This is a genomic window from Bacillus yapensis, assembly GCF_005280205.1.
In the GTDB taxonomy this organism is placed as follows: domain Bacteria; phylum Bacillota; class Bacilli; order Bacillales; family Cytobacillaceae; genus Robertmurraya; species Robertmurraya yapensis.
The window spans coordinates 1-16,391 of the sequence record NZ_SUND01000022.1 but is presented as its reverse complement, the minus strand read 5'-3'; the positions used below and the strand labels follow the sequence as shown (position 1 = coordinate 16,391).

Sequence of the window (16,391 nt, the reverse complement as noted above, 5' to 3'; positions counted from 1 at the left end):
TGATTGATAATGATTTTATTCAAATTACAGGTGCAAGAACAAATAACCTAAAAAATATCAGTGTGAAAATACCTAAAAATAAATTAACAGTCATTACAGGGGTATCAGGTGCAGGTAAATCATCTTTGGCTTTTGACACTATTTTTGCAGAAGGACAAAGGAAATTTATTGAGGCATTGTCATTTAATAATAGACAAGCATTTGATCAACTACCAAAACCAGATGTCGATTCTATTAAAGGTCTGTCGCCTGCTATTTCGCTAAGTCAAAATAACACAAATAGAAATCCAAACTCTACTGTTGCTACTATGTCAGAAATTCACAATTATATAAGGCTTCTTTTTGCAAGAATTGGTAAAGACAAGAATGGGAATAAAACAATACTAGAACCTAAACATTTTTCTTTTAATAGCCCGTATGGTATTTGTGAATATTGTAAAGGAAAAGGAACGATTTTAGAAATTGAGCCCGAGCTCTTACTGAACAGAAGGCTTTCCTTAATGGATGGTGCGGTTTTACCTTGGCGAGAAGAAAAAAGTCAATACTATACGAAATTAATAGAAAAAGTTAGTCTAGATTTTAACATTGATTTACATAAACCACTTGAAAATTTGGATGAAAATTTCATACAAAAACTTCTTTATGGGATTTCTGAGAAGAAATTTAAGATCACTTATAAAAATTATCAGGGTAAAACTAGAACACGCTCTGTTAGTTTTGAAGGAGTCGTAAAAGATATAAGCAATATGTATAGTGAAACTCCGTCTGAGAGTAAGAGAGAGAATCTAAAAAAATATATGCTTGAAAAAAATTGTTCAAATTGTAATGGATTCAAATTAAGAAAAGATAGTTTAGAGGTTTTAGTCTTTGGCTTAAATATTGGAGAAATAACTCGGCAATCAGTGGGAGATGCACTTGTTTTTTTTAACCAACAATTTTTAGAAAAATTGAATGAGGCTGAAAAACAAGTAGGTTCTTTAATAGTTGACGAAATTATTAAAAGACTCTATTTTTTGAAAGAAAGCGGCCTTTCTTATTTAACATTGGATAGGTCAGTTGTTACGTTATCAGGTGGTGAGATCCAACGCTTGAGGTTAGCTAGTCAAATCAGTTCCGATATGTCAGGTGTTCTATATGTATTAGATGAGCCATCCATAGGTTTACATGAAAGGGACAATAAGAGACTTATCCAATTGTTAAGAAGGTTAGTAGACGGTGGTAATACAGTTGTTGTAGTAGAACATGATGCGGAAATAATTATGGCTTCAGATTACCTTGTAGATATAGGACCAAAACCTGGAATTGACGGTGGGGAAATACTAGCAATGGGAACTCCGAATGAAGTCAGGTATAATAAAAATTCACTGACTGGTCAGTATTTATCAGGGAAGAAAACTATAGAAGTTCCTAGGAATAGAAGAAAGTTAAGAGATAAAGTTACTATTTATAATTGTAAAGAAAATAATCTAAAAGGTATTGATGTGAATTTCCCTTTAGGGATTTTTACAGCGGTTACGGGTGTGTCAGGATCAGGAAAGAGTACACTTGTTAATGAAATATTATATAAAGCATTAAGTGATAAAAATAAAGAGAATTCCAAGGTGGGTCTAAGCCCGTACAGTAGAATTGAGGGCACAGAAAAAGTAAAAAGAGTTGTACGAGTAACTCAAACACCTATTGGAAGAACTCCTCGCTCCACACCATCAACATACATAGGTGTATTTGATGATATCCGTGAATTATTTGAACAAGTTTCTAAAGCTAATAAAAAGCCTTTTAAGAAAAGCGACTTTAGCTTTAATGTTGAAGGTGGTCGATGTGAGGAATGTAAAGGTGAAGGTTATATAAAGTTTGACATGGGTTTTATTTCTGATCTATACGTTAAATGTCCACAATGTAAGGGAAAGCGATATAAAGAAGACATCCTTCAATTAAAATTTAGAGGGAAGTCCATTGCTGATGTTTTAGAAATGTCGTCAGAGGAATCGTTAAAGTTTTTTGAAGGTGAAGTGAAAATCGTAAGGAAGCTTAAAGCTCTTGTTGATGTTGGACTGGGCTATATTAAATTAGGGCAGCCCTCCACTACGCTATCCGGAGGAGAAGCCCAAAGAGTAAAACTGGCAAGCTATCTTTATCAACAGGATTCTGGAAATGATGTATTTATATTTGATGAACCGACCACTGGTCTGCATTTTGATGATATAAAAAGATTGATTTCGATTTTTGATAAAATAGTTAATAAGGGAAATACGGTTATCGTGATCGAGCATAATTTGGATTTGATCAAGTGTGCAGATTACATTATTGATCTTGGACCTGAAGGTGGTTCTGCTGGCGGAAATATCGTAGCTGAGGGTACTCCAGAAGACATTGTTAAGATTAAGGAATCTTTAACAGGGATTTGCTTACATACTTACGTGAATTTCAGACCTAATATCTAATAATTTGTGGGTTGTATCTTTTCTAAAGATAATTTTAAAGATGCTGTAAAGCCTGTGTTATACCTATAGGTAGATGGAGTACTTGAATTCGAAGAATAGAAGACATGATTATTATGAAGCTTCTGTGAATTTTGTCAAAAAATGTTCGGAAATAGCGATTAATCCTATGTTAGTAGGATTAAATCGCTATTTTTTTGCCAGATTTTTAGGTGAATCGAGCCAATTGAGCTATTTTTTGAAAAGAAATATTAAATTTTACCCTTGTAATAAAAGGCATGTCAATATTGTGGAGAAAACGGGATGAAAAATCAAATCGATGAATAGTGTTACGTGTACGCAACACAAAAGAATAGCATTTACATTCATATTTGGAAAAAATTATAATGTTCTTGAGGTGAGAATCGTGTCGAATATTGACTTTAAATCAATCATTGATGGAATCGGTTATAATCAATTTGGCAAAAGAGTATTAGCGACCCAACTCCGTTTCGCTACACTTGACTCCATATTTGAAGTAGACCCTGAAGTGCAACGAAATTTGGACCCAATTCGAAGAGGGGAAATAAGACAATTTATTTTAGATTCATTGAAATCTATGGAGTTTTACTTTTCACCTTTTATCTTTTCAGCTAGGGGAGCAATTAAACAAACTGACCGTGGCTGGGAGATGGAACCGGGAAGTAAGCTGTTCATCCTAGATGGCCAGCATCGTGCGGCTGCCTTAAAGTCTGCTTTAAGCCATTTACAATCACAAAAAGAAGCATCTGAAGAAGTTGGAGATGTGATAGAAGCCCAGACCATTCAAGAGTACATAGAAAAGTTAAGAGATTATCCAGTAGCGATGCAGGTGTATTTGGATCTCACTACGGAAAATGAGAAGCAGATGTTTACGGACATTAATACGGAGCGAAAAGAAGCACATAGTGGACTTATTATGAAATACGATCATCGCGATAGCTATACGGAATTGACGAGAAAAGTTGCGAATCAACTGGAGAATCATTTTGAAATTGAACAAGAGTTATCTAGACTAACACATCAGAATTCGGCAGTTACTTCACTTACGATAATGAAAAGATGCCTGCTCGCCCTATTTGAAGGATATATTAGTGTCAAAAAAGGGGAACCGAATTTTGGTAACTATAAACCGGTTGAAGTAATGAACATCTCGTTGGCTTTCTTTGAATCATGGGTGAAGTTATTCCCAAAACAAATGGCCAACCGCAAAAAATATGTGACAGGCTTGACCGGAATTCAGGTTGCATTGGCCCTTACAGTCCATGAACTCAACAAGAAACATGGTATTCCTCACCTAGAAGCCATTCAGCAGCTTCAGAATCTTAAACCATACTGCAAGTGGCAACATGATGACCCACTCTTTTCCCATATTTACGACGCATCAAAAAGAAGAATCACACATCACTCATCGTCGACTTCAATCCAAAGAACAGTTGTGAGATTTTTAGGCATTTTAACTAAAGAAAGGATTGGATGAACGTGATCCTCAACGATGTTTTTACGAAAAGACAGTTGATTACAACGTATTCGATAACTGAGCTAGCAGCTTTAGTTCATGATGGGCAAGTGAAATTACGCCATCTAAACAAACTGCATGTAAGAGCTATTAAGAAATATATATTGGAAAATGTAGTGAATGAACAAATCTATTTTCCACCAATGGTCGCGAATGTAGCTAGTCTTGGGACAAAGAAACCTTTGGAATTCACGATAGTTGATGGCAATCAAAGACTAGCCGCCCTTTGTCAAATTGAAGAATTGGGTTATAGGGCGGCAAAAAGTGACAATCCTGAAGAAATGAAAAAAGGATATAAGTTGCTTCATTTTATCCAACATACGGAAGTGGCCATTCAAATTTTTGAAGGGTTATCAGAAGAGGAATTGGATCAACTATATATCGATCTGAATACAAAAGGAAAAAAGGTAGCACTATCCAAACGGATAGCCTTTGATTCGAGAAGTGAACTGAACATTATCACCAACACTATTTTGAAAGCGAATACACAGTTAAAATTAGCTGGTGTTGAAATTGAGAAAGTGGCAGTCGTAAGACCTAAGAACAAAAAGCTCCTTTCTTTGACACATCTGCGTCAAATTGTGGGAACCTTTATAACTGGAAATATGACTATTAATACGAGTGAGAATGAGAAGTTTGAAACGTTTCTAGTGGCAGAAGAGTATGTTGAATTAATTAATGTTTGGTTTCATGAATTATTCCGACTCTATCCACCGGAACGAATCGGAGATATTCAGGTATCAATGTTGGCGAATCATCCATTGCTACTGAGTGTTGCCCTTTTTGCGAATAAAGGCTTGGGGAAATATCCATTTGAAGAGCGAAAAAAAGAAATGGTTAAGAGAATGCGTAGATTGAAAGATATCAATTTTAGTAGTGAGAATACAATTTGGAAAGAGTTTAAAGGCTCAACTAGAGGCGGTTACTACTATTTGGCAAATGACAAAGCAAATCTAGTAAAAATCGTGCGTTGGCTTGAGGTACAAGGGAGGTGAGTGGAATGTGAAGAATAAAATAAAAACCCCATAGGTAACACCGTCCGGGAAGACAGTACCTATGGGATTCGTCAGTTGGGTATACCAACCTTAAGTTAGTATACCCTTTTTCGTAAAAAAATTATAGATCTAAGATGTGATGAAAAACAAACAAACGAAAGAGGGAACTAAAATGGTGATTAGAGAAAACTATTTGATTAATGCAAAGACTGTCCTATTCTACGGAATCTATTATGAAAATGGAGTGCTATTCACATTTGTGATTGAAGGTAATGATAAATTCTTGGTTGCAATGTCCCCACTTAAACTCATTGATAATACACTGACTAGCTATGGCTCAAGCTTTAAGGGGGCACTTGAAAGTTCACGGAAGCTATTAGGTCGAAATAGAAAAATGTACCCAATCAAAATTGATGCTTCATTGGACATCTGGATATTTCCTTCAAAGTCATATAAAAAAGAGAACTGCGTATGGTTTGTGTTAAATCATGTAGAGAATACGAAACTACTAAGTCTTAAGGACACGAAGGTGTTCTTGAAATATGGGCATGAGATTGATATCAAAATGCGGGAATCTTCTTTTCGGAACAAACGTGGGTGTGCTGCGGATTTGAGGGATATGATTTTGCGGAACACCAAGGGAGCATTGAAATATGATCAAGTGCCTGAGGAACGCTGGGTCATTGTGGAAGAGATGGGGAAGTATGAGTGTAGAGGTAGTGAAGAGGAGAGATAAGAAAAATAGTATCTTTCTATTAAATAAGGATGCTGAATTATGCTAGTAAGATGTTATATTTTGGCTAGAGAAACCACGCCCTCATGGTAGCCCATGAGGGCGTGGTTCTGTATATACACAACTACACATGTTGGGACGGTAGCACCACTCGTCAGAGAATAGAAACAAATATTCTTAAATACGCTGTATAATCAGTGTTTTCGAGGGTCTAGTTTTTTTTGAAGGAAACTCAACAACTTAAACTATTTTGAATTTGATATAATCTGAAATATATAATTTGCTTTAAAGGAAGGTAGCTGAATGAGCCAACAAGTAAAAACTTCCGTAATAAACATAAAGGAATTGTTAGAATTTAATTTGTTTATTCCAGAATATCAAAGACCATACACATGGACCGCAAAGAATGTTGTCCAGCTTCTAGATGATGTCGTCAAGTTCTCTAAGTATCCTGAATATCGAATAGGAACCATCATTTTACATAAGAATGAGAAATTAGATATTGTTGATGGGCAACAACGGATTATCACGAGCCTGCTTATTTCTAGATTTTTAAAGTCTAAGGATACCCATAAACTAATTAAACTGGAAATTCCAAAGCACGAAAAAACAATGGAAAATGTCAAAAATAATTTCAAAATCATTGCAGAATATTTCGAGCGAAATCCTAAAGTAAAAGATATTCTTGAAGACTATTTTTTAGAGAATTGTACAGTTTTAGTTTTGGAATTGAATAAATTGGACGAGGCATTTCAATTATTTGACTCATCCAATAACCGTGGGAAAGCCTTGTATCCTACTGATTTATTAAAGGCCTATCATTTGCGAGAATTAACAGGAAACGAAGAGAAAAAATTAGAGATGGTTGCGTTATGGGAAAACATTAAACCTGAGCATATCTACATCCTATTTTCTGATTATTTCTTTCGGATTAAACAGTGGTCAAGAAATAAAACTGTTAAAGATGCAGGTTTCACGAATAATGATATTGATTTGTTCAAGGGTGTAAGTGAAGCTGATGATAACAAACATAATAATTGGTCAAAATCGCTATTAATGGCTAAGAATTTTGTAGATATGTATAATAGGCAAAATCAAACGATGATTAAATTTAATGCGATGCCTCCTTTGAACTATCCTTTCCAGATTGATCAGCCAATGATTAATGGGGAGTACTTCTTTAAATTTGTAGACTATTATTATTCGTTAGCTAAACGTTTAGGATGTCTAGAAGGGGAAAAACAAAGTGCAACAGAAGCAACTGAGATTGTTCAGTTGATCAACCGTTTGGATAAAAGTAAGTATTTCCGATATGTAAATTCTTTGTTTAAGACCACTTTGTTATATTTAGTAGATAAATTTTCTTATAAAGAACTAGAGTCGATTGAAAAAATAAGTTTTAAATATGCGTTTTATCCCCGTTTCAATTTCGAGCAAGTGCAAAAGAAAACGATTAATAAATTTGTACTTGATAGTGAGTCGGGAGTTGCTAACTTTTTTAATCACATAAATGAATCGTATTCCATTAGCGATGTCCTTCATTTTGAAATATCGGCAAGTCGAGAAAAACTTAAGAATGCAAATAAATTGAAAGATAAATATGGGGAAGTACATAGCTTATACTTTAAAGGTGGTAACGAATGAAAGATTTTAGTATTAGGGATATATTTACCGGGAACTACAGCATTCCTATCTATCAAAGAGCATACGCATGGAGCGATAAGGAAATAGAAACTCTTGTAGATGACATTTATGATTATTCTCTTGATAGTAATCACAATTATTATATTGGTTCACTTGTCGTTCACAAAGATCATGATGATTTGGAAAACGTCATTGATGGGCAGCAACGATTAACAACATTGTCATTACTCATCTGTTATCTAAAAAATGAATCTAACTATAAAGATTTAGTTGAGGACATTCACGTTAATCTTCATTTTGAAAGTCGGAAACGCTCAACTGATATTTTTCGGCAGTTAAAAAAGAATAATGAGAAAGTATTCGATGAATCGAATGAATTAGTCGATGGATATCGAATCTTGAAAAAGAAGTTAAATAACGAAAAATATAACGAACGATATTTTCGGTACTTGATCGATAATGTGATTCTGATCAAAAATGAATTGCCAAAAGATACGGATCTTAACCATTATTTTGAGATCATGAATAACCGTGGGGAGCAACTTGAAAAGCATGAAATTGTGAAAGCTCATTTGTTAGGAAGACTAGATGGAGCGGATGAAATGGGTCGAAAGGTTATTGCTGAAGTCTGGAACGCCTGTCAGCGATTAGATAAATATGTACAAATTGGCTTTAACCCAATTATTCGTGAGAAGATTTTTGGCGAAAAATGGGACGATTTTATTCCAAAGGATTATTTTTCAATAAAAAAAGTATTTGAAGAAGTCAACGAAAACGATAACTCGTTCTCAGGCTCTATAACAATTGATGATATTATTCATTTGGGAGATTCAGACAAAGGCCAAAATAAGAAATCACAAAAAGATGACGATGATACTGGAAGATACCATTCCATTATTAATTTTCCTAACTTCCTGTTGCATGTGTTGAAATTGTTCAATGTTGAAGGGTTTAAATGGGAAAATGAGTCTAAGGGAATCTCTCTGGATGACAAGAAGTTAGTTGAACAGTTCGAAACACATATTAAGGACGCTAAAGATGTTGAAGGTTTTGTATACATGCTGTTGAAAACACGGTATGTTTTTGATAATTATGTCATCAAAACGGATAATTTAAATGATGCTACAGATGATGACTCCAATTGGAGTTTGCATAAACCGTATAAATTGCCAAGCAAAAGTGGTAATAAATTATCACCACGTAATACTTTTCATGGGGATGAGGCTACGCAAGAAATTGTGGTCAAAATTGAGTCCATGTTTCAAGTGACAGATCCGCGCCAAATCTATAAAAGCTTCCTTTTTGGTATTTTAAGAATTTTGAACTCATGGATTGATAATAAAGATGATGAGAAACAGCTTGTAAATCAATTGCTTGATTTCGCAAAAGAGCGGTTTAGAGCTGTGACTGTTGACGGTACATTTTTTGATAAAGGTGTTCATACGCCAAACTATGTTTTTAATTTCTTAGATTTTGTACTTTGGTATCAACAAGTAATTGAGGGCAAGAAACATCGAATTAAAGCGAGTGACTTTGAATTTAAGTATCGAAATTCAGTCGAACACTTTTACCCTCAAAATCCTAATCAGGCTGAAAATCATGAACGACTCGATGATGAATCTCTTAATAACTTTGGCAACCTTTGTATCATGGCAAGGGGACATAACTCACTTCGTTCAAATCTAATGCCAATCGCAAAAATCAAAGAATTCAGCTCAACGAGTCAGAGTTTGAAATTTGAGTTAATGGAAAAACTGGCTAAGCTAAATGACGATTGGAATGTAAAGGAAATAACGGATCATGGTGATGAGATGAAAAAACTGTTATTAGAATTTATTTCTTAGGAGCTAGCGATCCTTCCTAATTGTTTTCCCATCCCTGAGGCTAGGCAAGCCATCGAACAAGTAGGGATTATTGTGAGAGGAGGAGAAAGTTGTTAAGATGAAAAAAGCTGTCATTTTTGGAGCGAGTGGGTTTTTAGGATCTAATCTTCTGGAACAATTGTTGATGAATGATGAATATTTGCAAGTAACGGCCATTGTTCGTAGGAACTTGCCTGTCCACCATCCAAAGCTAAAGATACTAATCGGGGATTTTAATACTTTGCCTGACTTGAAGGATCAGATTGAGGCGGATGAAGTGTTCATTACTCTTGGTGGGACAACACCACAGATTGATCATGATTATCCGGTTCTTGCTGCACAAATCGCCAAAGAAAAGGGTGCGAAATCCGTATTCGTGGTTACTGCAGTAGGTGCTAGCATACATTCACGAATGTCCTATGTGAAAATCAAAGGTGAAATTGAGCGAGATTTGATTGCATTGGATTTTGAGCATACCCATATCTTCCGTCCATCCATGATTATGGGGAACCGCGGGGAGTTTCATCTGGTAGAAAAAATCATGATGGCATTATGGAGAGTGCTTAACCCATTTTTCATAGGAAGAGTAAGCCGTTATAAAGGGCTGGAAGCAAAAAACATTGCAAGAGCAATGATCTACGCAGCAAAAAATCCATTTGGTAAAGTAAAGGTATATCATTGGAAAGATATGAATGATTTATTGCTGAACAATAAGGGATAATTTTGTAATACTGCAATGCAAAAAAGGGGTGCCCAAGTGAAATTTTATTCATTGGGTACCCCTCAGTAATTATTTAAAATACTTTCGTTGTCCAATCCTCACAATTCCAAATATCGGTTGCAATTTCACGATAGAAATCAGGTTCGTGGGATACCATTAAGATACTTCCGCGATATGCCTTTAAAGCACGCTTTAATTCTTCTTTTGCGTCCACATCTAAGTGGTTGGTAGGCTCATCTAGAATTAATATATTGGTTTCTGTGTTAATAATTTTACACAAACGAACTTTGGCTTTTTCTCCACCAGAAAGGACTTCGACTTTGCTTTCAATATGTTTCGTCGTTAATCCACATTTTGCAAGAGCAGCGCGGACTTCAGCCTGATTCATACTAGGGAACTCGCTCCAAATCTCTTCGATACAAGTGTTGTAGTTAGACTCTTTCACTTCCTGTTCGAAGTAACCGATGTGTTGATATTCACCGCGTTCCACTTTCCCTGAAATCGGTTTAATCAACCCGAGAATACTTTTTAAAAGAGTAGACTTACCAATACCGTTTGCCCCAACAAATGCAATCTTTTGTCCGCGTTCCATTTTCAAATTTAAAGGACGAGAAAGTGGTTCGTTATAACCAATAACCAGATCTTCAGCCTCGAAAATATAACGGCTTGCTGCACGAGCTTCTTTGAAGTTAAATTCTGGTTTCGGCTTCTCTTTCCCCAATTCAATAACTTCCATTTTGTCGAGCTTCTTCTGACGGGACATTGCCATGTTACGAGTTGCAACACTTGCCTTGTTACGAGCAACGAAATCTTTCAAATCAGCGATTTCTTGTTGCTGACGCTTGTAAGCAGACTCTAGTTGTTGTTTCTTCATTTCATGTATTTTTACGAAGTTATCATAGTCACCAGCATAACGATTCAACTCTTGGTTTTCCATGTGGTAGATCAAGTTAACAACATTATTCAAGAATGGAATATCATGTGAAATTAAGATAAATGCATTCTCATATTCCTGTAAATAGCGCTTCAGCCATTCGATATGCTGTTCATCCAAATAGTTCGTAGGCTCATCTAGTAAAAGAATTTCGGGCTTTTCAAGCAAAAGCTTAGCTAGTAATACCTTCGTACGTTGACCACCGCTAAGATCATCTACATCTCGATCGAGTCCAACAGCATCTAATCCTAGACCACGAGCAACTTCTTCCACTTTTGAATTAATTTGATAAAAATCATTACTGTCTAGCGTTTCTTGTAGCTCTCCAACTTCAGCAAGTAAGGCATCGATATCTGCGCCTTCATCACCCATTTTTCCATAAAGTTCATTGATTTCTGATTCAGCATCAAAAAGATATTGGAAAGCAGAACTCAAAGCATCACGCATCGTAGTCCCTTTTTGAAGTACAGCATGCTGATCTAAGTAACCAACACGAACTTTTCGTGACCACTCCACTTTTCCTTCGTCGGGTTGCAGCTTCCCAGTAACGATATTCATGAAAGTAGACTTACCTTCACCATTTGCACCGACTAGTCCAACGTGCTCTCCTTTTAAAAGTCGAAAAGACACATTATTAAAAATTGCACGGTCACCGAAACCGTGACTTAAATTTTGTACGTTTAATACGCTCATTTTCTTAACCCCTTATCTATTGTCACATGTGGATATCTTACTAGATTTAGACTGTTTTTTCTATCCTGAAGTTATTTATTTTGTGAAAATGCAATTCGGTTTTTGGAGGTAATGGATTTCCGCCTCTTTTAAATGGTGTATCACAATAGCCTAAGTCAATTATACAACTGAACCAGGATGTAAGATATGAGGTTTTCCTAAGTGGGAATAGTTGTACAAAAGATGAAAGAAATGGTTGAGTTCTTGATTAAAAAGCGTTAACTCATCAACATGCCATGTGCTGCCTTATAGACTTGACACATATGGAATGCATAGCAGTGAAGGAAGGAAAAGTTCTTGGAATAATATTATTGGAATATTTGTTATTAAAATTGTAAATATTATTAAAATTTAATTCTTTCAATCATATTACTAAAGTACTATACTAAAATTATAAAATATTGGAATTTTGAGCTTACATTACCAATTGCGGAGGATAACATGCGACTTGTTTCTCTTAATAATTGTGAAGAAGGCCTGATCCTTGCTAGGCCTATTTTTGATGAAAATAATCGGGTTTTGCTTAATGAGGGAAGCACTCTTTCAAATTCTTTTATTCGAAGGCTGAAAGAGAAAAAAATCAATCATCTTTATGTTAAATCTGAGATTACGGACGACATCGGAGAGGTAAATGATAACATTTCACCCCAGCTTCGTTTTGAAACAACAAAAAAACTGAACGATGTTTTTACTGCTATTAAAGAGAACAAGATAGGAAAGAACACAAATATTGCTCGAGCGACCACTATTAGAAATCTTACCAGTGTCTTTGATCGAATCATGAAAGAATTGATGGATTCAAAATATTTATTGAATATGCTCAGCCATATGCAAACAACAAGTGATGAATTTTTCGAGCATAGCATCAATACCAGTCTTTATTCAATTTGCATGGGAAAATATTTAGGTTTAAAACAGGATGAAATAGAAGTATTAGGAATTGGTGCACTTTTTCATGACATTGGAAAAACACAGACAGAGAGTGAAGGTTCATGGGAAGCGCATCCGGAGACCGGCTTTCATTTACTTCGAAGAGAGCCGGAGTTCAACCTACTTATCGCTCACTGTGCCTATCAGCACCATGAAAACGTGGATGGAACTGGTTTTCCAAGAGGGATAAAAGGGAGTGAAATTCACCGTTTTGCGAAAATTATCAGTGTAGCTGAAGCCTTCGATCATCTAGTTACAAAAAAGTTTTTGCTCCCCCATGAAGCAATGGAAGTGATTTTAGCCAGAACATTTACTCGTTATGATGAAGCTGTGGTAGATGCCTTTAAAAACTCTGTGGCCATTTATCCAATAGGGGTTACTGTCATTCTTAATTCGGGAGAGACAGGGGTAGTGGTGGGCCATAATAAGCTACATCCACAACGACCAAAAGTAAGGATTTTTATAAATGGCAATGGGAAAAAGCTAAGCAAAGAAGAGTTTTATGATATAGATTTAATGGAATTTCTCAATGTTATGATCGTAAAATGTGATGCAGTAATAGAGAGAAGTAAATAGTGTAGGTCTTTAGAGAACAGGATTTATCTTATTGAAAACTTACCTAATATCGTTGGCATCAGGATGAAAGGAAACAACTACATACAACTTCCGATTTTAAATTCATTCAATAAAGGAGATAACATGAAAACGGATAATAAAAAAGTAAATGTAAAATACTTTATTACGACTTTGGTAACCGTATTTATTGGAGTGGGGCTGATATCATTTCTAACAGTCACTTTAGTTGGGTTAACTGGGAAGGATGCTGCCACGGTTTACATTTTGAATATTAGTCTCGGAATGGTGGTTGGTATTATTTCATCAACTCGCAATTACGCGAAGTACCTCAAACCGATTCAAACGATTAATGAACATATTGAAAAACTAAATCAGAAGGATCTTACTTATCAAACGGATGAAAAGAAGGCTGGTAGCCTATCTTCCATTGCTTCATCTTTAAATAATCTTTCAACAAGTTGGTTAACTATTATTGAAGAAACGAAAGTATATTCAGAATACCTAAGTGAGTCCTCCCTACATGCAGAGAAAGCTGTAGTGGAAACAAACAAAGGGTCTGAACAAATTTTTGAAGTGGTTAAACATGTCAATCAGTCCATGACTACCCAAATGCAAAATTCATTAGAAACAACAAGTGCCATTGAAGAGATGGCTGCTGGTATTTCGAAAGTAGCAGATTCCACATCTTCTATTGCTGAAAATAGCCAGCTTACCCTTATAGAGTCAAATGAAGGTAAAAAGGTAATTCAACAATTAAAAAACCAAATGGAATCTATTTCGTCATCTATGTATGAATTAAATCAATCTATCAAAGAATTACAAAGTGACTCTACTTCCATTGGGCAAATTGTTCATACAATTAAACAAATTGCAGAACAAACTAACTTACTTTCTTTAAATGCTTCTATCGAGGCCGCCCGAGCGGGAGAACAGGGAAGAGGATTTGCTGTAGTGGCAAATGAAGTAGGGAAACTGGCGCAGGAAACATCTAGCTCTGCAGAAAAAATAACCACGTTGGTTAGTAAAATCCAGACTCAAACGAATCAAACGGTTTCTTCAATGGAGACAAGTCAAACAGAAGTAGCAGAGGGTACGAGAATAGTAGATACGACATCGGATAGTTTTGATAAAATCACCATCCTGATTGATAAAATTACAAGTGAAATTGAAGAGATTTCTGCGATTGCTGAAGAAATAGCAGCAGGAAGTGAGGAAGTATCCGCGAGTATACATGAGGTTTCCTCGAATTCTAATGTCTTAGCAGATGAAACAAATGATATCTTTACACTTATGAATACGCAAAAAGAAACTTTGGAAATTCTTGAAAAGGTCGGATCTGACAATACGATGGCTATACAGCAAATCGATCAACAAGTAAATAAGTTCAAACTAAGTTAATGATAGTATAAAAGATTTGTATTTATTAACATGAACTAGCTTGGTGGATTGGATGAGAATTTTGTTTTGTGTTATATAGACGGAGAAGACCCCGTACCGAAAGTTGAGTATGAGGATTTAAACAAAATCAAAGGCGAGAGATAAGTATCGGTCTCTTGTCTATTTTTTGTTTCTTAAATAACTATGGTAGACCTTGCCATAGCTTATGGTTGCCACATCAAGATTGTCTATTTCAGGCAGTCTACAGATGTGGCGCACTCGTTTATTAAAAGGGAATTAATTTTCATGGGATGCTGCCTTTTTAGCGTTTTCTGCCATGCAGGCGCACTTCTATTTTCCTAATCCTAGCGAACGAAATCGTTGCAACTCAGGGGCTAATGATTCATTTTTTCGTGATTGATAAAGTAGGAATTGACAGTCTAGATATTTTCTTCGTAAAGTTGCTTATGATGCAAGTGAAAACGGAGGAGTACAAATGCAATTCATTAATAATATGTTGTTAGATATGGAATTAGATCCTAAATTAGTAGAATATCTTGCGATTATCATCAAGATCATACTAATCGGGCTTATCTGTTTCGTAGCCAATTTTATTTCAAAGAAAATCGTGATTAGGATCATCACTCGTATTGTGACAAGGTCCAAGGTCAAATGGGGTCAAATCATTTTGGATAGACAAGTATTCCGAAAGCTATCCCATATTGTTCCTTCGATTATTATTTATTCCTTTGCTTCAACTTTTCCAACCTATCAATCAACCATTGAGAAATTGGCGATTGCCTATACAATCATTGTTGGATTAGTGTTTTTACAGAGTTTACTAAATGCGTTTAATGATATATATCAAACCTTTGAAATCTCCAAGGTTAAGCCGATTAAAGGATATATTCAGGTAGTTAACATTATTATTATGACGATCGGGTTTATCCTAGTAATCTCGAACCTAATAGGAAAGAGTCCTCTTATTCTATTAAGTGGTATTGGGGCTCTCTCAGCCGTTTTGATGTTAGTCTTTAAGGATTCCTTATTAGGACTAGTGGCAGGAATTCAGTTGACGGCCAATGATATGGTTCGAGTGGGTGACTGGATCGAAATGCCAAAATATGGAGCCGATGGGGATGTTATTGATATTTCTTTGAACACCGTAAAGGTTCAAAATTTCGATAAAACAATTACGATGATACCCAGTTATGCGCTTACTTCCGATTCTTTTAAAAACTGGAGAGGGATGCAAAGCTCAGGAGGCCGACGAATCAAGCGCTCTTTGTATATAGATACCAGTAGTATCACGTTTTGCAGCGAGGAAATGATTGAGAAGTTTTTAAAAGTTCATTACCTTTCTGACTACATTATTCAGAAGGAAAGAGAAATTACCGAGTACAATGCCAAAAATCAAATCAATCGAGATAATCCTGTGAACGGTAGGGCCCTTACCAATATCGGTGTATTTAGAGCGTATATCAGCCATTACCTCAAAAATCACCAAGGAATCAATCAGAATATGGGCTTAATCGTTAGACAGTTGGAACATAGTGAACACGGGTTGCCTATGGAAATCTATGCATTTACCAATTCCGTCGAGTGGGCAGTGTATGAAGCTGTGCAATCTGATATCTTCGACCATCTTTTTGCAGTGGCGCCTGAGTTTGGACTTAGAGTGTTCCAGAATCCATCTGGGGCTGATTTAAGAAAAATGGTGGAAGAACCGAATAACAAAGACTTGGTTGAAGAAAGAAGCTATTAAAATCGAAAGAAAACCGACTGTTTAGCTGAACTATACCCCGGATATCGGACACTGATAAAAAAGTGCCCCCTATCCGGGGTTTTTGTGTTTCAATAGATTTAATGAATATGGGCGGAGGATTATTATGAGTAAGAATATATATAATGA

The 16,391-nt window shown here is 35.8% G+C and carries 11 protein-coding genes; 10 read left to right on the top strand and 1 reads right to left on the bottom strand.

The window, feature by feature from the left end; translation table 11 throughout:
- The first annotated feature begins 2 nt into the window (after positions 1 to 2).
- From uvrA to FAR12_RS20575, 7 genes are all read left to right on the top strand, one after another.
- Positions 3 to 2,441, top strand: a complete 2,439-nt coding sequence (gene uvrA / locus FAR12_RS20605; RefSeq protein WP_170972280.1) for an excinuclease ABC subunit UvrA — start codon at positions 3 to 5, stop codon at positions 2,439 to 2,441.
- 403 nt (positions 2,442 to 2,844) lie between these two features.
- The gene (locus tag FAR12_RS20600) at positions 2,845 to 3,936 is read left to right on the top strand and encodes a DNA sulfur modification protein DndB (RefSeq protein ID WP_126410654.1); all 1,092 of its coding nucleotides are present in this window, start codon (positions 2,845 to 2,847) and stop codon (positions 3,934 to 3,936) included.
- A gap of 2 nt (positions 3,937 to 3,938) precedes the next feature.
- Positions 3,939 to 4,970, top strand: a complete 1,032-nt coding sequence (locus FAR12_RS20595) for a DNA sulfur modification protein DndB (protein ID WP_170972274.1) — start codon at positions 3,939 to 3,941, stop codon at positions 4,968 to 4,970.
- A gap of 172 nt (positions 4,971 to 5,142) precedes the next feature.
- On the top strand, positions 5,143 to 5,706 hold the full coding sequence (locus FAR12_RS20590) for a competence protein ComK (protein WP_170972273.1): 564 nt from the start codon (positions 5,143 to 5,145) through the stop codon (positions 5,704 to 5,706).
- A gap of 300 nt (positions 5,707 to 6,006) precedes the next feature.
- Positions 6,007 to 7,347 (top strand): DUF262 domain-containing protein, encoded by a 1,341-nt coding sequence (locus FAR12_RS20585; protein WP_126410651.1) that lies wholly within the window; start codon positions 6,007 to 6,009, stop codon positions 7,345 to 7,347.
- Complete coding sequence (locus FAR12_RS20580; RefSeq protein WP_126410650.1) at positions 7,344 to 9,191, top strand: GmrSD restriction endonuclease domain-containing protein; 1,848 nt, start codon at positions 7,344 to 7,346, stop codon at positions 9,189 to 9,191. Before FAR12_RS20585 ends, FAR12_RS20580 begins: the two co-directional genes overlap by 4 nt.
- A 97-nt stretch (positions 9,192 to 9,288) precedes the next feature.
- Entirely contained in the window at positions 9,289 to 9,930 is a 642-nt protein-coding gene (locus FAR12_RS20575; protein ID WP_126410649.1) for an NAD(P)H-binding protein, read from the top strand.
- Between the two features lie 73 nt (positions 9,931 to 10,003).
- Here FAR12_RS20575 and FAR12_RS20570 read toward each other — a convergent pair whose 3' ends face one another.
- Positions 10,004 to 11,557 carry an ABC-F family ATP-binding cassette domain-containing protein gene (locus FAR12_RS20570; RefSeq protein ID WP_126410648.1) on the bottom strand — a complete coding sequence of 518 codons (1,554 nt, stop codon included), beginning with the start codon at positions 11,555 to 11,557 and terminating at the stop codon, positions 10,004 to 10,006.
- Positions 11,558 to 12,037: 480 nt separating this feature from the next.
- Between FAR12_RS20570 and FAR12_RS20565 the strand changes: the two genes are divergently transcribed.
- From FAR12_RS20565 to FAR12_RS20555, 3 genes are all read left to right on the top strand, one after another.
- Positions 12,038 to 13,102 (top strand): HD-GYP domain-containing protein, encoded by a 1,065-nt coding sequence (locus FAR12_RS20565; protein WP_126410647.1) that lies wholly within the window; start codon positions 12,038 to 12,040, stop codon positions 13,100 to 13,102.
- 63 nt (positions 13,103 to 13,165) lie between these two features.
- Entirely contained in the window at positions 13,166 to 14,500 is a 1,335-nt protein-coding gene (locus FAR12_RS20560) for a methyl-accepting chemotaxis protein (protein WP_126410646.1), read from the top strand.
- A gap of 475 nt (positions 14,501 to 14,975) precedes the next feature.
- Positions 14,976 to 16,244 carry a mechanosensitive ion channel family protein gene (locus FAR12_RS20555; RefSeq protein ID WP_126410645.1) on the top strand — a complete coding sequence of 423 codons (1,269 nt, stop codon included), beginning with the start codon at positions 14,976 to 14,978 and terminating at the stop codon, positions 16,242 to 16,244.
- The last annotated feature ends 147 nt before the right edge of the window (positions 16,245 to 16,391 follow it).